Annotated in this window: 19 protein-coding genes; 10 read left to right on the top strand and 9 right to left on the bottom strand. The window is 47.2% G+C overall.

Translation table 11 applies throughout. The features are described from left to right. The first annotated feature begins 66 nt into the window (after window positions 1–66). From BN2762_RS03500 to BN2762_RS03480, 5 genes are all read left to right on the top strand, one after another. Window positions 67–441 carry a GntR family transcriptional regulator gene (locus BN2762_RS03500; protein WP_055105649.1) on the top strand — a complete coding sequence of 125 codons (375 nt, stop codon included), beginning with the start codon at window positions 67–69 and terminating at the stop codon, window positions 439–441. A 2-nt stretch (window positions 442–443) separates the two neighbouring features. Then, window positions 444–1,319 carry an ABC transporter ATP-binding protein gene (locus BN2762_RS03495; protein ID WP_055105648.1) on the top strand — a complete coding sequence of 292 codons (876 nt, stop codon included), beginning with the start codon at window positions 444–446 and terminating at the stop codon, window positions 1,317–1,319. Beyond that, window positions 1,303–1,920: an ABC-2 transporter permease gene (locus tag BN2762_RS03490; protein ID WP_055105647.1), complete on the top strand. Its 618-nt coding sequence runs from the start codon at window positions 1,303–1,305 to the stop codon at window positions 1,918–1,920. Before BN2762_RS03495 ends, BN2762_RS03490 begins: the two co-directional genes overlap by 17 nt. A gap of 28 nt (window positions 1,921–1,948) precedes the next feature. After that, window positions 1,949–2,230, top strand: a complete 282-nt coding sequence (locus tag BN2762_RS03485; protein WP_055105646.1) for a YfzA family protein — start codon at window positions 1,949–1,951, stop codon at window positions 2,228–2,230. Window positions 2,231–2,543: 313 nt separating this feature from the next. Further along, a complete protein-coding gene (locus tag BN2762_RS03480; protein ID WP_083484747.1) occupies window positions 2,544–3,083 on the top strand; it encodes an NADPH-dependent FMN reductase in 540 nt (179 codons plus the stop codon). Between the two features lie 147 nt (window positions 3,084–3,230). On the opposite strand, the gene BN2762_RS03475 is transcribed toward BN2762_RS03480, so the two are convergent. Beyond that, window positions 3,231–4,154 carry an AEC family transporter gene (locus tag BN2762_RS03475; protein WP_055105644.1) on the bottom strand — a complete coding sequence of 308 codons (924 nt, stop codon included), beginning with the start codon at window positions 4,152–4,154 and terminating at the stop codon, window positions 3,231–3,233. 170 nt (window positions 4,155–4,324) lie between these two features. Here BN2762_RS03475 and BN2762_RS03470 point away from each other — a divergent pair, with 170 nt between their 5' ends. Genes BN2762_RS03470 through BN2762_RS03460 form a run of 3 tightly spaced genes read left to right on the top strand, consistent with a single transcriptional unit; the run spans window position 4,325 to window position 8,360 of the window. Next, window positions 4,325–5,989 (top strand): spore germination protein, encoded by a 1,665-nt coding sequence (locus BN2762_RS03470; RefSeq protein WP_055105643.1) that lies wholly within the window; start codon window positions 4,325–4,327, stop codon window positions 5,987–5,989. Window positions 5,990–6,027: 38 nt separating this feature from the next. Further along, window positions 6,028–7,137 carry a GerAB/ArcD/ProY family transporter gene (locus BN2762_RS03465; protein ID WP_055105642.1) on the top strand — a complete coding sequence of 370 codons (1,110 nt, stop codon included), beginning with the start codon at window positions 6,028–6,030 and terminating at the stop codon, window positions 7,135–7,137. Beyond that, window positions 7,134–8,360, top strand: coding sequence for a Ger(x)C family spore germination protein (locus tag BN2762_RS03460; protein ID WP_055105641.1), 1,227 nt, complete (start codon window positions 7,134–7,136; stop codon window positions 8,358–8,360). The genes BN2762_RS03465 and BN2762_RS03460 overlap by 4 nt, the downstream gene beginning before the upstream one ends. A 60-nt stretch (window positions 8,361–8,420) precedes the next feature. Here the strand turns inward: BN2762_RS03460 and BN2762_RS03455 are convergent, their stop codons facing one another. The 8 genes from BN2762_RS03455 to BN2762_RS03420 all read right to left on the bottom strand — a co-directional run bounded on the left by BN2762_RS03455 (window position 8,421) and on the right by BN2762_RS03420 (window position 15,060). Continuing rightward, on the bottom strand, window positions 8,421–8,921 hold the full coding sequence (locus tag BN2762_RS03455; protein ID WP_055105640.1) for a hypothetical protein: 501 nt from the start codon (window positions 8,919–8,921) through the stop codon (window positions 8,421–8,423). 279 nt (window positions 8,922–9,200) lie between these two features. Beyond that, window positions 9,201–9,635 carry a Na+/H+ antiporter subunit G gene (locus tag BN2762_RS03450; RefSeq protein ID WP_055105639.1) on the bottom strand — a complete coding sequence of 145 codons (435 nt, stop codon included), beginning with the start codon at window positions 9,633–9,635 and terminating at the stop codon, window positions 9,201–9,203. Next, entirely contained in the window at window positions 9,613–9,897 is a 285-nt protein-coding gene (locus tag BN2762_RS03445; RefSeq protein ID WP_055105638.1) for a Na(+)/H(+) antiporter subunit F1, read from the bottom strand. Before BN2762_RS03445 ends, BN2762_RS03450 begins: the two co-directional genes overlap by 23 nt. After that, window positions 9,897–10,379: a Na+/H+ antiporter subunit E gene (locus tag BN2762_RS03440; protein ID WP_055105637.1), complete on the bottom strand. Its 483-nt coding sequence runs from the start codon at window positions 10,377–10,379 to the stop codon at window positions 9,897–9,899. Before BN2762_RS03440 ends, BN2762_RS03445 begins: the two co-directional genes overlap by 1 nt. Before the next feature lie 55 nt (window positions 10,380–10,434). After that, a complete protein-coding gene (locus BN2762_RS03435) occupies window positions 10,435–11,913 on the bottom strand; it encodes a Na+/H+ antiporter subunit D (protein WP_055105636.1) in 1,479 nt (492 codons plus the stop codon). Next, a complete protein-coding gene (locus tag BN2762_RS03430; protein WP_055105635.1) occupies window positions 11,906–12,244 on the bottom strand; it encodes a Na(+)/H(+) antiporter subunit C in 339 nt (112 codons plus the stop codon). The genes BN2762_RS03435 and BN2762_RS03430 overlap by 8 nt, the downstream gene beginning before the upstream one ends. 4 nt (window positions 12,245–12,248) lie before the next feature. Further along, a complete protein-coding gene (locus BN2762_RS03425) occupies window positions 12,249–12,671 on the bottom strand; it encodes a Na(+)/H(+) antiporter subunit B (RefSeq protein ID WP_055105634.1) in 423 nt (140 codons plus the stop codon). Then, entirely contained in the window at window positions 12,658–15,060 is a 2,403-nt protein-coding gene (locus BN2762_RS03420) for a Na+/H+ antiporter subunit A (RefSeq protein WP_055105633.1), read from the bottom strand. The genes BN2762_RS03425 and BN2762_RS03420 overlap by 14 nt, the downstream gene beginning before the upstream one ends. A 509-nt stretch (window positions 15,061–15,569) precedes the next feature. Here BN2762_RS03420 and BN2762_RS03415 point away from each other — a divergent pair. Further along, on the top strand, window positions 15,570–16,268 hold the full coding sequence (locus BN2762_RS03415) for a universal stress protein (RefSeq protein ID WP_055105632.1): 699 nt from the start codon (window positions 15,570–15,572) through the stop codon (window positions 16,266–16,268). A gap of 300 nt (window positions 16,269–16,568) precedes the next feature. Next, window positions 16,569–17,975, top strand: a complete 1,407-nt coding sequence (locus BN2762_RS03410) for a polysaccharide deacetylase family protein (protein ID WP_148499875.1) — start codon at window positions 16,569–16,571, stop codon at window positions 17,973–17,975. Window positions 17,976–17,981 lie beyond the last annotated feature (6 nt).

Genomic DNA, 17,981 nt, shown 5'->3' with positions numbered 1-17,981 from the left:
TGTGTACTTTGTGTATATTGTATATAATGTATATATAAAAATCGTCAGCTGCAGGAGGAGCAAAAAATGCAAATATTGATTTCTAATAGTTCCAAAGAGGCGATTTATATTCAAATCAAAAATCAGATTAAAGAAAAAGTGCTATCGGGGGAACTGGTTGAAGGGGACGCCCTTCCTTCGATGCGTCAATTGGCAATGGATTTGCATATTAGCGTCATTACGACAAAGCGTGCCTATGAAGAGTTAGAAAAAGAAGGATTCATTTATTCGATTGTAGGAAAAGGCTCCTATATCGCAGAGCAGAATGCGGATGTGATTAGAGAAAAGAAGCTGACGACAATCGAAGAAAAGCTGGTAGAAGTAATAGCCAATAGTAAAGAGGTTGGATTGTCGCTGCAAGACATTAAAGACTGGATAACTATTTTGTATGGGGAGAGATGAAGATGGAACATGCGATTGAACTACGGAATGTACATAAATCATTCGGAAGCTTTAGTATCACGGATTTGTCACTGAAAGTCAAAAAAGGGTTTGTGACCGGGTTTATTGGCGGGAATGGAGCCGGGAAGTCGACGCTGATCAAAATGATGATGAACCTGCTTCAGCCTGATTCGGGTGAGATTCGTGTACTGGGAATGAACTACAAAGAGAATGAAAAGAAAATCAAGGAAAGAATCGGGTTCGTTTTTAATGATGCCACTTTATACAAAGAATTGGACTTGTCTGATATGAAAAAGCTGATTGCACCTTGCTATCGGCAATGGGATGATCGGTTGTTTCATCAATATTGCGATCGGTTTGAGCTTCCTCTCCGGAATAAAATAAAGTCTTTTTCAGATGGCATGAAAATGAAAGTCTCTCTCGCATTTGCGTTATCGCATCATGCTGATCTCCTAATTATGGATGAGCCGACAGCTAACCTAGATCCTATCTTTCGCAGGGAATTCATGCAGCTCCTGCATGAGGTTATGTTGAATGAGGAGAAGACGATACTCTTGTCGACTCATATTATGAGTGATTTATCATCCTTAGCCGACTACATCACCTTTATGCAAAAGGGACAGATCGTATTCTCGAAAGAGCTGCATGAAATCGAAGAGAAATATGCCATCGTTCGTGGCAAGGTGGAATTGCTTGATGGTGATACGGAGCAATATTTTCTCTCTATTACACGGACAGATAGCGGATTTGAAGCTTTGACCTCAGACTATAAAGCAGTTCAAGCGCTGTTTGGGAATGAAGTAATTATTGAGAAAGCGAGTCTGGAAGAAATCATGTATTATTCTCGGGGAGGTAAAGCTGATGCTTCAATTAATTAAAAAAGATATAGCCATCCATAAGTTTCAATGGCTCTTGTATTTGGCGATGCTTCTTTTCTTTATGCTTCTAGATAAAGATGCCATATTTATTATCGCTTTAATGAGCGCCATTATAACGATGAATGCATTCTTTGCGGATGAGCAGGCAAATGGACATAAGCTGTGGAATGCAATGCCCTTTACCCGAAGTGAAATTGTTAGTGCCCGATATTCGAGTTTGTTAGTTGTTACGGTTATCAGCATGAGTACAGTCATGATGATTGAGCCGATCCTCAATGGGGGATGGGATGTATTAATTTGGAAAGAATTGGTTGGCGGTGTGGTTTTGATAATGCTCTCCGGGGCATTATGCTTCCCTATTTTTTATTGGCTTTCCCAGCGGAGTGTTATTTTTGTATTGCTCATATTGTATATTCTGCTTGTCATTGCAGGGGCATATTCATTCTATTATCTGTATCTGTACCTGTCCGATACACTCATTATTCCTCAAGCATTGAGCGATGGGAAGCTATTTGGCTTCGGTTTCGTGATAGCCCTATGTTTATATATGTTGTCCTGGAGGCTGTCCATTAAAATTTACAAGAATAGAGGGATTTTATAATGCGAAGATTGTGTTAAGGAGGCGAGGCATGGAGGAACAAACAACTTTAAAATGGCGTTTTAGTTGGCTTGTGCATTTTCTTTTGTTCGTATGTTTTCAAGTTATTTTTATCGTATTTGATGAGTCGAAAATTTGGATGATCTTCAAATTAAACTCAACAGGCGAGCGGGTCGTTTCAAGCTTGCATCAGCTATTTGACAAGTTTCAATTGTACAATACTGAACAGTTAAATTATGTTACGGTGGTTTGGATAGGGATTTTGACCCTGCACGGCCTAATCCGTATAATTGAGAAATTATCCCGGAAGTAGAGACACCTTAGAAATTTACTCTAGGGTGTCTTTTTTGAGAAGCAGAATGTTGACAATGACACAGATAATATGTTAAATTTATTTTAAATTCAAGATAGTTTACATTGAGATATTTTTTTGTAAAATTCCTTGGATTTAAGAAAATTCAAATTAAGATATTTGGCGAAATTCCAGTATCTTCGGACAGGGGTGGGGATTGAAAAGGGCATAAAAATCAACGCATGGCTTGCATGAATTTTAATGGTTGAGTCAAGGTATTATTAAATGATTATTTCGGGATAAATATAGAAGAAAACAAATAGGAGGAAAAGAAATGTTGAAAATCGGGATTATTTTAGGCAGTACACGTGAAGGCCGCGTAAGTCCGCAGGTTGGCGCATGGGTGAAAGAAATCGCGGATCAGCGCAAGGATGCTGAATATGAAATCATTGACATCGCGGAATTTAAACTGCCATTGTTAGGGGAGCCTGGCGCTGATGCTTCCGGAGCAGCTGCCTGGTCCGCCAAAATTAGCGGCTGCGATGGATTTGTATTTATCGCGCAAGAATATAACCATTCCATTACAGGCGCACTGAAAAATGCTCTCGACTACCTGCGTGATGAGTGGAACAACAAGGCTGCCGGAATCGTATCATACGGTTCGGTGGGCGGCGCCCGTGCGGCAGAGCATTTGCGGGGAATTTTAGGCGAGCTGTTAGTGGCTGACGTCCGTGTACATCCGGCCTTGTCCTTGTTCACGGATTTCGAGAATGGTTCGGTCTTTAAGCCTAAGGATGTGCAGAGAGATTCGGTAAATCAAATGCTTGACCAGCTGATTCCTTGGTCCACAGCATTAAAAACAATCCGTAAGTAATGGTAACACCATGGGCATAGGTGCATGCTCATGGTGTTTTTAATAACCAGTGGGCCGCAGTACTGCAGGAACAACCAAGAAAGGCATCCCGTAAGCTTCAAGCTTAGGAGATGCCTTTTTATTTAGCGGTATTGGTCAGCAAGGGAATTAACCTATGAATTTGGATAACGAGACCAAGGCCGTCACAGTGATCACGTTCAGAATCGTGGAAATAAGCACGGTCTGGGAGGCGAAGTCCGGTTCATTATCATATTCTTCAGCCAGTATGGTGCTGTTAACGCCTGTGGGCATGCCGGAAGCAATAAGCAGCGCCTGGGCAGGTATGCCTTTGAGTCCAAGCGCGAAAATAAGCAGCAGTCCAATAGCCGGACCGATCAGCAAGCGTAAGAAAACGCTGATATATACATCCATCCGGTCAAGGCGCAGCGGATATTGAATGATTTGCGCGCCCAGCGTCAATAAAGCGATGCTGACCATGGAGTCCGCGATATAGTCCAGCGGCTTGGCCGCGAATTCGGGCAGCGGCCAGTGAAAGACGTGAAAAACAAGGCCAAGCACCAGAGCGTACGGAACCGGCATTTTTAGAAACCCGATTAATGCAGCTTTTAGCGTTCCTCCCGACTTGGCGCGCTGAACCGAGATGACCCCATAGGTGAAGGTCACGAGACTCTGAAAGGTCATCACCAATGCTTGAATGGAAGAAGCCAGCGGATCCCCCTTGAATGCAAGCTGATTTATGGGGAGTCCGTAGTTTCCCGAATTATCGAGAATAAGGCTGTTCGTAAAAGCCGCTTTCATCCCAGGATTGAATTTCCTCCTCCAGCTGACGATAGAGCTTACCATATAGAGGAGCGCAACATATAACGCATAAAATAAAGTTACGCTTCCGAGCAATGAGGGCGACATTTTCGACCGATACATACTTAGGAATACAACGGCAGGAGTGATGTAATAAAAATTGATCTTCGCCAATGTATACAAATTGAGCTGAAAAGCGCGATGCATAAGCGCGCCAAGCCCAATGAGCACAAAAATGGGCAGAACTACGTCCATAACGATTTCGATTACCATCTTGATGTCCATCTTCTTTCTAAATGATAAAAATCCCCGATTTACAGGCTGCTAGTTATTATACCATGTTTGTTTTGCGTATATAGGAATTTGTAGGAGCATGCAGGGTAACAATATACCAGAAAGATGTGTACATGCCTGAGACTGGAAAACATGGGGTGTGATATTTGATGTGGTCAGTAATTCTATCCTACATACCGAAGTGGACCATTCTTGTTCAAGCTTTGCTGCTCGTAGTCATTCCGCTTCTGCTGATGGCTCTCTTCGGATGGATACGAAAAGCAATTATTTCAGGCTATGCACTTCACCCCAATCAAGCTTCCCCGCCCATCAAAGAAGACAGTTCCGAGTCAGGTCCATTGACCGGACGATATGATACTGATTTGTCCTCCGTGCGGGCTGCTATCGGTTATAACGCGGATGTTCGAGTCAGGGAATTTACGATCAGGGGGACGGAAAATCGGGCAGCCATCGTCTATGTTGACGGACTGTCGGATGTCGATATTATAGATACCCATCTAATAACGCCCTTAATGATCCATGGAATTCCGGATACAGATCAGGAAACCGCCCTGCGTTCGAGTGATTCCTTGCAAAAGTATATCGCGAATCGGCTGCTTCCCGTTTCCAAGCTCAATGAGACATCGAAGCTGCAAGAGCTTACGCGGAGCGTTCTGATCGGTCAAACCGCCCTGCTCGTTGAAGGGATACAAGGAGTATTTCTCATAGGCGCGGCCCAAGGAAAGGTCAGGAATGTCGAAGAGCCATTGTCAGAAGCACTATTGCGCGGTCCACGCATTGGTTTTACGGAAAAGCTTGAGGATAATATGGGGTTGCTCCGGATGCAGGGGCAGAACGAGAGCCTGATTATGAGCCAATTCGAAGTGGGCAATCGTGTTAAGAAGAATATGATCGTGGCTTACATGCAGGATATTGCCGATCCGCGCTTGGTTGACGAGGTTCATTCGCGGATTCAGAGAATAGATATTGATGATCCGCTTGAATCGGGTTACATCGAGCAGTTGATTGAGGATAACATATTAAGTCCCTTTCCGCAGCTGCAAAATACCGAAAGGCCGGACAGGGTGATTGCTTCCCTGCTGGAGGGGAGAGTGGCTATTCTTCTTGACGGCACGCCGTTCGCCCTCATCCTGCCAACTACCTTCAGCATGCTGCTGCAATCTCCAGAGGATTATTACGAGCGGTGGATTCCAGGCTCCTTCGTTCGTATTCTGCGTTTTTTAGCGGCGATGCTAGCTCTGCTCGCGCCAGCGCTGTACATTTCATTTATTTCGTTCCATCCCGGGCTGATCCCGACCAAACTGGCGCTCTCCATTATTGAAACCAGGCAAGGGGTGCCTTTTCCTTCAATTATTGAAGCGCTCATTATGGAAATCTCCATTGAGATACTCCGGGAGGCTGGCATTAGGCTGCCTAAGCCCATTGGTCCTGCCATGGGGATCGTAGGCGGCTTGATTATCGGCGATGCTGCCGTGAATGCGGGAATCGTCAGCCCGTTTCTCGTTATAGTCGTAGCGGTAACGGCGATATCTTCCTTCACAATCCCGGTATACAGCGCGGGGATTACGCTGCGTATTCTCCGTTTTGCTGCAATGCTTATCGCCGGCGCATTGGGGATTTATGGGGTCATTATGTTCTTCCTCCTGATTTGCTGCCACCTGGTCAGGTTGAAAAGCTTTGGCGTCCCTTATCTAAATCCCCTGATTCCATATAGAATCATTGATTGGAAGGACATTCTCATTCGCGCCCCTTTGAAGGTGATGAAGAAACGGCCATATATGCTCAGGCCGAACGATGCTGATCGCAGAAATTGAATTGACATCTCTACAAACAGGAAAGAGGTTGCAATCCCATGAACAGGGCAAGTATTAGTGCAGAAGACAAGATAACAACTTCCCAAGCGGCAGTAATAATCATTAACTATACGTTAGGCTCTGGAGTATTAACGCTTCCGCGAACGACTGTGGAGGCGGCGCAAACTCCGGATGTATGGCTCTCCATAATTATCTCCGGAATAATCGTGACTGCAGCGGGATTAATCGTTGTGCTGCTATGCCGGAGATTTCAGGGGAAAACCTTGTTTCAGTTTGTGCCGGAGATCACGGGGAAATGGTTGGCCTGGATATTGAGCTTCACCGTCATTACCGTTTTCCTTGTCATTTCAGCTGTCCAAATTCGAGTTATGGCAGAGGTTACGGGCTTTTATCTGCTGGATGGCACTCCTGTCTGGGCTATTGTAATGTCCTTTATGTGGATTGGCCTTTATTTGACATTGGGGGGCATCAATTGCATGGCTAGAATCTACGAGCTGATTTTACCGATTACACTTATATTTTTCTTAATTTCATTCCTGTTAAGCACCAAAATATTTAATATTGATTATTTAAGGCCCGTGCTCGGATCTGGAATCATGCCAGTGCTTAGAGGAATTAAGCCGGCGCTGTTTCCTTTTACCGGTTATGAGATCATGCTGATTGCTACGGCTTATATGAAAATGCCGAAGAAGGCAGTTAAAGCCGTGCTTGCCGGTACGACCGTTCCTCTGTTCATCTACTTAGTCACTATTATCATGGTTATTGGCGGACTATCCATATACGGGGTGCAGACCAGAACCTGGCCTAGCTTGGATTTGCTGCGCAGCTTTGAAATGGAGGGCTTGATTTTTGAACGTTTTGAGTCTTTGCTGCTCGTCATTTGGATCATGCAGATCTTCTCGACCTTTACGGTCACGCACTATGCCGCATCTCTGGGGTGGTCGCAGCTATTTAATAAAAGCCTGAAGCCTTTTTTGTTTGCCATGCTGCCTGTTATATTCCTGATAGCCATGGTTCCAAAAAATGTGTTGGAAGTCTTTAAGCTGGGGGACATCGTTGGAAATATATCGATCTTTCTGTTCGGCGGGGTTCCCTTATTGCTCCTGTTAATCAGCATGGTTCGGAAAAAAGGAGGGAATCCGAATTGAGCAGACACGTTAGGCGTGTTTTGCTGGCGGCTGCAAGCTTGTTATTGCTCATATCCACCGGCTGCTGGAGCGCCAATGAAATTGAAGATGTAACGGTCAGTATTGGATTGGGGCTGGATACTGCCAAAGAGTCCGCGTTTGAGAAGGAAATCAATGAGCAGGGAGCGCATTACCCTAAGGAAAATGTTATAACCGCTACGATTCAAATTATTCCGCCGATCAACGCCAAAAAGGGAGGACAGGGTGGAGGCGGTGGAGGAGGAGGGGGAGGCTCGAGTCCATCATCGGAAAAGGCATATTTGAATGAACAATTGACAGGGGATTCCGTCATTCAAATTTTTCGTCAATTCTCCTTGCGGCGGGACCGGCCGATTATCGGGCATCATCTTAAGGTGATCGTGGTTGCCCGGGAATTAGCTCAGAAATACAGTCTGGAGCAGATATTCGACTTTATTCTTCGTGACAATGAAATACGGCCGAGCTGTCTCGTAGTGGTAAGTCATCGAAGTGCTCTAGAAGCGTTGAGCTCGGAGGAGCCCGGAGAGATACCGGCCCTGTATTTATTGGGAGTCGTCAATAATCGGTATCGTTCGAATAAGATCTTACCGCCGGTGTCGTTGATCAAGCTGGATAGCGCCATGCAATCGGGAGCCAGCTTTCTGCTGCAGAATGTTGTCACCGCCAAAGATGAGCACAAATTCTCCGGAGCAGCGATTATAAAAGGAGATACCAAGCGATGGATCGGGGAATTAACCCAGTATGATATCGAGGGCTTGTCCTGGATCAAGGGAGACGTAGTAGGAGGCGCTTTGAAAACCTATGCCTCAAGGGGAAGCTACACGATAGCTTACGAGCCGGAGACCTCTAAAGCTTCAATTATCCCTGAAGTGTCGGGAGATGACATATCATTTCATATCAAGATTAAAACTGAAGGAAGTTTAATCGAGGACTGGAGCTTTCCGGAAGTCCCTTCATCTCCGCAGTATATTCATGAGCTGGAGGGACAGTTCGAGGAAGAAATCAAGAAACAAATCAGACAAGTCCTGCACAAAATGCAAAAGGTGTATCATGTTGACGTCGGCGGCTTCGGAGAACAATTGAAATTTAAATATCCGAAGCGTTGGAGGAAGCTAAAAGAGAGGTGGGAGGACATTTTCAGTCATGTTCCAATTACCTACGACGTCAATGTGACAATCAAGGACGTTGCTTCTTCTACAGATTAATATTACAGAATCGAGTATGATCTACGAGAAAACCTCGCCATCGGCGAGGTTCTAAAATGATTATTTACGCTTTAGGCTTTCCATATCTGCTTCCAGCTTAAGCTGTCTGCGATTAATAATATCAATGCTGTATTCATGCGTATTGAGCTGGTTAACCGTTTTTCTCTCGAAGGATTTCTGGGACAAATCCAGCCGTTTCGTAATCTCCAGCGTCTCTAGAACGGCCTGTCTTATTAAAGGAATATCCGCAGTATTGGCTTTAATCTCCTTTAGTTCGGCCTCAAAGTTCAGCTGCCTTGCTTCTAAAGCCCCTTGCTTAGCTAGCAGAGTTTGCTGTCCCTCTTCAAGGTTCGTTTGTCTAGCTAGCAGAGCTAGCTGTCCCTCTTCAAGGGTTGTTTGTCTAGCTAGCAAAGCTTGTTGCCCCTCTTCAAGGGATGTTTGTCTAGCTAGCAAAGCTTGCTGCCCCTCTTCAAGGGATGTTTGTCTGTCTGCCAAGCCCCCCATTCGGGTGTTCAATGATTTAAGCTCATCGAGAATTTGCGCTAGGATTTGATCGCTCATAGAAGTTATAATCCCTCCTTTTAACCTTTGTACTGGGGTGATGCGGATATATGAACTCGATTCTAGTTGGTCAGATAAAGACTATGCTATATGATGCTTTGGGCATAATGAGTATTTTTGATAAGTATAACTTAATGGGCAATTAGCCGCAATTGAGAGAGGAGATAGCCGCGTATTGTCCGTATTAATAAACAAACTGATCAGAGCCGTTCAAAACCTAAAGCCGAGAAGGAACAACGCTTGTTTGTCCTTGCTCGGCTTTTTTTCGATGTATCCTGCTTATACGCTGCCTTGCGGCTGCTCCTGCCCCTGCTTTTGCTCTTGAACTACCTCTTGAGCTTCCTCATCTTTGTCCTCTCGCCCTTTTTCTTGCAGGACAGGCTTTAGCTCATCCTCGATCGTCGAATCCGCCAGCTTGACGTTGGAGCGGTAAGCAGCCCGAATGATGAGATGCCCGGATACCGGAGCCGTAATGAATACGAATAAAATACCGAGAATAACCCGTACGCTAATGAAAGCGTCGCTGAACCAGATATATAGAAAGGTTCCTACGAGGGTCAGCAGCACGGCAAGCGTAGAGCTTTTGGTTGCGGCGTGCGCCCGTGTATATACGTCCGGAAAACGAATAATACCGATAGCACTGATGACGCTGATAACGCTGCCGATGAGAATCAGGGCAGCTCCTACGAACTCACCCACTGCGTTTACGTTCAATAATAACACCTCTCTCGATAAATCTGGAGAGCGAAATTGTGCTGATGAAAGCCAATATGCCCAAAATGAGGATAACCTCCAAGTAGGCCTTGGTTTTCAGCAATATTGATACAGCGGCGATGCCGGAAATCAGGTTAACGCCGATCATATCCATCGCGATGACGCGATCGGGAATGGACGGTCCCTTGATAATTCGGTATAGGGAAATGGCAATCGCCACGCTGAACAGGGTAAGCGCAATGCCCAGCATAATTTTGATCATTATCGAGTCACCTCCATGATTGCTTTTTCAAACCGGCCTAAGGAACGGACGAGATCGCCTTTGTAGCGTTCGATGTCCAGGGCGTGAATATAGAACGTATCTCCTTCAGGCGATACCTCCATTACGACCGAACCTGGTGTCAACGTTAGCAGCAGAGCCAGCGTAGTTACTTCCCAATCGCTTTTCAGGGCTGTACGATAGGTGAAAATCCCAGGCTTAATATCTATTTTTGGACTGATGATATGCTTCATTACGACAAAGGCCGACTGGAACAGCTCGGAAATGAAGATCAGGATCAGCTTGACGACCCGGTAGAACCGATGGAGATAAAATTGTTTTCCGAAGAAACGCTGCATGACGAAGATAATGGCCACCCCGACAAGAAAGCCGGCAAAAAACGTCGTGAATCTCAGCTCGTCCTCATCGTTAAGAACCATCCACAGAAAGGCAATAAATAAATTTAACAGAAACTGAGCAGGCATTTACATCCCCCCTTCCTCCATATCGCGCATTTGGCGAACCATTCAGTCTATCCAATTACTTGTTCATGACGGCATCAATGTAAATGTAAGGATTGGTTAAAGTCCTTGCCGCGTCCGCGACGTATGGCGATACGAATTCTGCTCCGAGCCCCAGCCCGATAGAAGCGGCTGTAAGCAAGACGCAGGGGATTAGCCAGCCTTTGCTTAAGGGAACAACTTCCTCCTCGCTCGTCGTGGATTCTCCCCAGAAGCAGTTCAGGAATATGCGCAGCAGGGAATAGAGCACGAATATGCTGGATATGAGGGAAAGTGCAAGCAGGATATACGCCCCGCCTTCTACAGCCCCTTGGCCGATTAGAATTTTTCCCATAAAGCCGCTCAAGGGCGGAATGCCGGCAAGGGCCAGCATGATGACAAAGAACGACCAGCCTAATACCGGATAATGGCGAATGAGTCCGCTCATTCTGTCGATCATCGTCGTGCCGGTTAGAGCAACCATGGAACCGGCGATGAGGAACAAGGCTGCCTTGACCAGCATGTCATGCACTAAATAATAAATCGCTCCTTCAAAAGCCGATGGAGTGGCAACGGCAAGACCCACCAGAATGAAGCCAACCGCGATGACAACATTAAAGGATACGATTTGACGAATATCCTTATAAGCAATTGCTCCGAAGGAGCCCCCGATTAGCGTAATGCCCGCCATGATGCCGATGAACGTATGTGTGATCCCAGGCTCGTGATAGAAGAGCAGGGTGAACATGCGGAACATCGCATAGATACCGACCTTCGTAAGCAGCCCTCCGAATAAAGCAGCTACTGCGGCCGGTGGCACACTATATGAACCAGGCAGCCAGAAATAGAGCAGCAGGCCGGCCTTCAAGCCGAAGACAAGCAGGAACAGTATGCTGATTACGGTAAGCAGCGGGGTTTGCCCGGCTTCGGCGATCCGCTCGGAGAGATGAGCCATGTTTAATGTGCCTAGTGTGCCGTACAGGTAGGCGATGGCTACAAGGAAGAACCAAGAGGAGAGCACGTTAATAGCTACGTATTTGATGGATTCTCTCAGCTGGGGCTTGGTGCCTCCAAGCGTAATGAGCGCATAGGAAGCCAGCAGCATGACCTCGAAGCACACGTACAGGTTGAACAGGTCTCCTGTGAGAAAAGAGCCGTTTACACCCGCGACCATAAGCAGGACAAACGGATAGAAGAACATTCGCTCCCGCTTCTCCCCAATGGAGTAGAAGGCATAGATCAGGCAGACTGCAGCAACAAGGCTAGTCGTAAGCACGAGCAGCAGCGAGAAGGAATCGCCGACGAAGAGGATGCCGAATGGCGGCTGCCAATTCCCGAAGTCAAGGCGGATGATTCCTTCATTTTGAATGATGTTCAGCATATACAGGCTGACGCCTGTAACCGACAGGACGGCGGCCAGGCTAAGCCATCTTTGGATCTGGATATACGACCGGAAAAAAACAAGGATAATACCAGCTAGCACTGGAATGACGACGGGGAGAACAAGAATATTATTCATTCAGCATACCTCTTAGCTCGTATAAATTATCGCTCCTGCTCTCCTGGTACAATCGGTATGCCAGCACGAGAAGAAAGGCAGTGACCGCAAAGCTGATTACGATGGAAGTCAGAATCAGGGCTTGAGGCAGGGCATCGGTAAAAGTGGTCGTCTCCTCTCCGAGTACGGGAACGCCCCCGGTCTTGAGCCCGCCCATCGTCATGATCAGCAAATGTCCCGCATGCGTCAGCACGGCCGTGCCAAGAATGATCCGAATAACATTCCTGGAGAGAAACAGGTAGGTCGCTACGGACACCAGCACTCCCGTCAGGATGATGATCAACGTTTCCATATACTTACACATCCTCACTAATACTTAGAATAATCGTGACGACGACGCCGACTACGCCCAGAGCTACACCGAGCTCAAATATAGTGACCGTAGCAAGGCCTGTTTTGCCAAAGACAGGAAGATTGAAATAAGAATAAGCATGGCTTAAAAAAGGGATATCCAAAAACAAGGAGGCGGCTCCTGTAGCTACCGCAATGAAGGCGCCGACGGCAGCGACCATTTTGAAATCCAGTGGAATCCGCTTCATGATGGTCTCCGTATCAAAGGCAAGGAACAGCAGCACGAGCGCGGAGGCCAGCACGAGGCCGCCAATAAAGCCGCCGCCGGGGCTATTATGCCCGGAGATGAATAAGTAGACGGCCATCGTCAGAATAATGAAAACTACGATTTTGGTTACCGTTTGTAAAATGACGTCATTGATCTTCAAGATTCCGCTCCTCCTTCGTTGTCTTTAATTTAATCAACGTATATACGCCGAGGCCGCCAATGAAGAGAACGATGACCTCGAGCATCGTATCAAATGCGCGGAAGTCACCAAGGATCGCATTGACGATGTTCTTGCCCCCTGCGAGCTCGTAAGCATCTTCAAAGTAGCCGGAGATTGTCTCGAACAGCTTGCCGCCCCGAACCGAGAGAGCAACCAATACGAAGATGGCACCCACGGCAATGGAAATGATCAGATTGTTCCGTTTAGTCCGGCGAGGCGAATTCTCCTTCTTCCATTCGGGCAGATAATAAAAGCACAGCAGGAACAAGGCTGTCGATACCGTCTCGACGACTAGCTGGGTAAGCGCGAGATCAGGTGCACGGAACACGACGAAGAACAGGGCCATGGAATATCCCAACGCTCCATTGAGGAGTATGGCGTTTACGCGGGTTTTTGCCAAGGGGATCGCAAGTCCGGCAGCCATCATAATCAGAACCAGGACGATTTCATACAAACTGATCGGCGCATCCCCCGAAAGGTCGAAGGTGTAGGCTCCGGTAAACAGCAGGGTCCCTCCTACAGCGGCGATGAAGAACAGGAATATATAAATCGAATAGCTCCGAAGGTAACCCGTCATATAGAAGGAAGTGATCCGATTCGAGATCCTCTCCATCTGAATCAGGCTGTTATTATACAGATTGTCGAGCGTCCATTTCTCCGGCAGCAGCGAATAAATTCTCTTCCAGCGCCGAATCGACAAGTAGAGCAGGGTGCCGATGATAATGACTCCGACCGTCATCAGGAAGGCTGGATTAATTCCGTGCCAGGCCGAGATAGGTCCGACCATGCCTTCAAGCTGAAGCGAAGGGAGAATACTTGCCATCGCCGGACGCAATAAATAATCGCCCAGGACATTGGGAAAGAAGAAGATGCCTACGACGAGAATGGCCAGGATTATCGGTGAAACAAGCATCCCTGCCGGCGCTTCGTGAGCCTCATGATCCAGCTTCTCCGGCTGGTATGGGCCGAGGAACGTCTTGAACACGATAATCATGCAGTATATGAATGTAAATACACTGGCAATCCAGGCGATGGCCGGGAACAGCACCTTCGATATATGCAGTGAGAAAATCCCGGATTGGCTTACGCTGACTACGGCTTCAAAGAACATCTCCTTGCTCAGGAAGCCGTTGAAAGGCGGCAAGCCTGCCATGGAGAAGCTGCCGATCAATGCGATCGTGAAGGAAATCGGCATCAGCGACATCAGCCCGCCAAGCCGGCGGATGTCGCGGGTGCCGGCACCGTGGTTCACGATGCCGATGACCATAAACAAGGCGCCCTTAAAGGTAGAGTGATTTACCAAGTGGAACAGAGCGGCAAAGGTTGCTTGGGCATAAATTACGGTCTCCTCGCCCGCTCCCATGGACAATGCTGCCGAGCCGATCCCGAACAGGCTCATGACGAGACCGAGCTGGCTAATGGTCGAGTAGGCCAGCAGTGCCTTGAGATCCGTCTGGCGGACGGCGTTGAAGGAGCCCCAGAATAGCGTAATGAGCCCAACGCTGCTGACAAGCCAGAACCAGGCTTCGTGGCTGCCAAATATCGGCGTGAACCTGGCGACGAGATAAATGCCTGCCTTGACCATCGTGGCCGAGTGCAGATAGGCGCTGACTGGCGTCGGGGCTTCCATCGCATCCGGCAGCCAGATATGAAATGGAAACTGGGCGGATTTGGTGAACGCGCCAAGAAGCAGCAGTAGCATTGCGGGAATAAATAGCATATGATTGGGATCGATGGCCGCAATAATTTCCCGGATGCTCATTGTGCCTGTCATCACATAGATCATAATGAAGCTGGTCAGCATGGCGATGCCGCCGACGACTGTAGTTAATAGAGCCTTTTTTGCTCCATATCGGGATCTTTTGCGATGATACCAAAATGCGATCAGCAGGAAGGATGAAATGCTCGTCAATTCCCAGAAGGCGTAGAACACCATCAAATTGTCGGAGAAGACAACGCCAAGCATGGCCCCCATAAACAACAGCAGGTAAATATAGAAGTGGCCCAGAGACTCCTCTGCGGATAAGTAATAGATGGAGTAGAGGATCACCAGACTGCCGATTCCGGTAATCAAGAGGCCGAAGATCATGCTGAGACCGTCGAGATACGTGGTAAAATGGATGCCGTAGGAGGGAATCCATGCGACTGAGCTGAAATAGGTCTCGCCTTGGGCAACTGACGGAATATAACGCGCCAGCGTAACAAACAGGGTGACTGGCACGATCAGAACGAACCAGCCGATATGTTTGCGTGAAATTTTTGTATACAGAAGTGGAACGAGTGCAGCAGCTAGAAAAGGGATAATAATGGCTAAGTTCACGGATAACAAAGTCAAACCTCCATTTTCATGATGATGGGTGCAGCGCAGGGTTACATAAAGTTTGTACACTTTGGTGCGGTACAATACTTGTGTATGCTGGCTTGCCGCATTAAAATTACAAGAATGTGCAAGCATATATACGTTCTTCTTTATAGAGCATACAGCGGTCTCTAAAGAAGGTTTCCCGCAGGGCTTGACTCCTATGTCAATAAGCGGGATAATAGGAAGCCATAAGTCCTGTGATTGCCTATGGCGTGAAAGAGAGGACTTCACTTGGAAAGTGAATTGGGAGTTCTGAAAAAGAAACGGGCAGACCACTTCGACATATTTATTATATGATAAGGAAAAATTATAATAATAAGATAATTATACAATAAAAATATACCTGCTGTACAATTATACATTTCATGTATAAGCTTTTCTTATAGAAGTTTGTGAAGAGTTGTCATTTGCTTCCTTTTTGCCACAATCTTGGGCAGCTTAAACTAAAGTATCATTTAATGAGGTGAATTTTCGTCATGAAGAAAGAAAAGGGTCGTATGGATGAGAGCATTCTCGTTTGCGTATATTACGGTCCAAATGGTGAGCGGCTGATCAGACGCGGCCATAAGATGGCGAGCATGTTGAATTGTCCGCTCTATATACTGACGGTGGATCCACTCCCGTACGATGAGTTTGATGCCGAGAAGTCGGGTTATATCGAGCGGTGGAGGGAGCTGGCCGAGGAATTCGATGTCGAAGAGTTCATCCTCCTGGACAATGAAAAGCGGCCTACTGCCAAAATGATTGCGGAGGTTGCGCATAAATACAATGTCACGCAAATCGTGATCGGACAGACGGCCCAGAATCGATGGGAGGAAATTACGAAAGGCTCCTTCGTGAATGTGCTTCTTCGCGAAATCACTTTCGTTGACCTCCATATCGTCTCGCTGGATCGTACGATCAGGAGCGAGGACGAAATCGAGTATGAAGCCGGCGTTCGCGGTTATCTGCTGAAGGAAGGGGACAGCTACAGACTGTGCTTCTCCTGCCAGAAGAACACTAGCTATGAAGGGATATTCTATAAAGAGATCGGCACGGACTTTAATAATGGCATGTTCAAATTCGTCAGCAATGGTAAGACGCACCAGGTCCATGTGGCCGAGGACAAAGTGACTGAGGCGATTGATGTGCCTTCCAATGTGAAATATGAAAATAAGACGCATGACCTAATTTGATTCGGTCGATCCAGACTCCCGCAAGGGGGTCTTTTTTTGTGGGAAAGCCTCTATCTACGCTGCAGATTAATGATTCCTGGATCCATTTCCGGTAGGTTATAATACCTATAAATCACTCTCGGCTGATTTCTTGTTATTTATAGACTAGGCGTATTTGTTCAGAAAATGTAAAGAATAGCCTGATATATTATTGGACGATTCAGGAACATAGTAAAGAAAATTTTAAATTATCTGGTAAAAAGGAGCTAGGGAATGAGGAGCAATCACACGCTTCAGTGTAGGAATTCGTTGATTCGATATATGGCCCTGTTCTTGAGCCTGATTCTATTAACCAGCTGCGGGATGCTCGGCTCCAGCAATAGTCCGGTTGTACCTGCAGAGAGCCAGGAACAAGGTGAAAGGAAAATCGAACGCTATACGGGAGAGAAGAGCAGGATAATCTCATCCGTATATACGGCCAGGAAAGAATTGAGCCTTACCTTCAACGGGATGGGAGATGCGGCAACGATGGAGAGGCTGCTGAATGAGCTGGACAAGTACGGCATTAAGGCGACTTTCTTCCTTCCGGGCATGAGGGTCGCGGAGGAGCCGGATATTGCGAAGAGTATTATCGAGCGCGGTCATGAAATCGAAAATAATACTTTGAACCACCTGGATTTAACGAAGCTGGACTATGAACAGATTTATAAGGAAATTCAGCTTGCCAACGAGGTGATTGAGAGGGAGACGGGCGTATCCCCAAAATACATAAGAACAAAATCGGGCGATTACTCGGATGATATCCGCCTTGCCGCCGCCCAGCTTGGTATGGAGGGGGTCGTGAGCTACAGCATTAACCCGAAGGACCGCGACATGAAAGGCGCGAAGGAGATCGGCGAATATGTAGCCAGATATATGTCTAGAGGGGGCGTCATTACGCTGAACACAGACATTAATCCGGAAATTGTACCGGCGGTCGGCTTTATTGCCGAGGCAGCGGAAGAGATCGGCTACAGGCTGATTACGCTGGACGAGCTCGTAAAGAACGGCGGGGAACGCAAGCCGCTCGAGGAAATTTCAGGCTTTGATGCTGCGCAGCTAAATCCGGACTACGAAGGCACACCATATGAGCTCATATACAAGGCTGACACGAAGAAGAAGGAAATCGCCCTTACTTTTGACGATTGGGCGACAGACAAGACGGTGACGCGGATTCTGGACATTCTCGCTGAGCATGACATCCAGGTGACGTTTTTTCTGCGGGCGCAGGGCGTGGAGCAGAATCCCAATTTGGCGAGGGCCATGATCGAAGAGGGGCATGACGTGGCGAACCATTCCTATGCCCACCAGGTGGTAACTACGCTGACTCCCGAGCAGCTGCAGGAGGATGTGGTCAAAGCCCACCGAGTGATCACAGAGGCGATTCAGGAGCAGCCGCTGATGCTTTACAGGCCGCCGACGGGTGTGATCGATCATAAGAGCGCAGAAATTATCGCAGCTGCGGGCTATCCCCGAATTGCGATGTATGATGTGACGACGCTGGACTGGAATGACAGCAACAGTGCCGAAGATATCGTGAACGGCGTAATGAAGCAGACGCAGAACGGAAGCGTCATTCTTCTTCATATCCTTGACGGCATCCATACGGCAGAGGCGCTGCCGACCGTGCTCGAGCAGTTGAAGGAGAAGGGCTATACGTTCGTAAAGATGAAGGATTTGATCGAGTAGATGTAT

The sequence above is a fragment of the Paenibacillus ihumii genome, from assembly GCF_001403875.1.
Taxonomy (GTDB): Bacteria; Bacillota; Bacilli; order Paenibacillales; family Paenibacillaceae; genus Fontibacillus; species Fontibacillus ihumii.
This window is presented reverse-complemented; position numbering and strand designations above follow the sequence as displayed.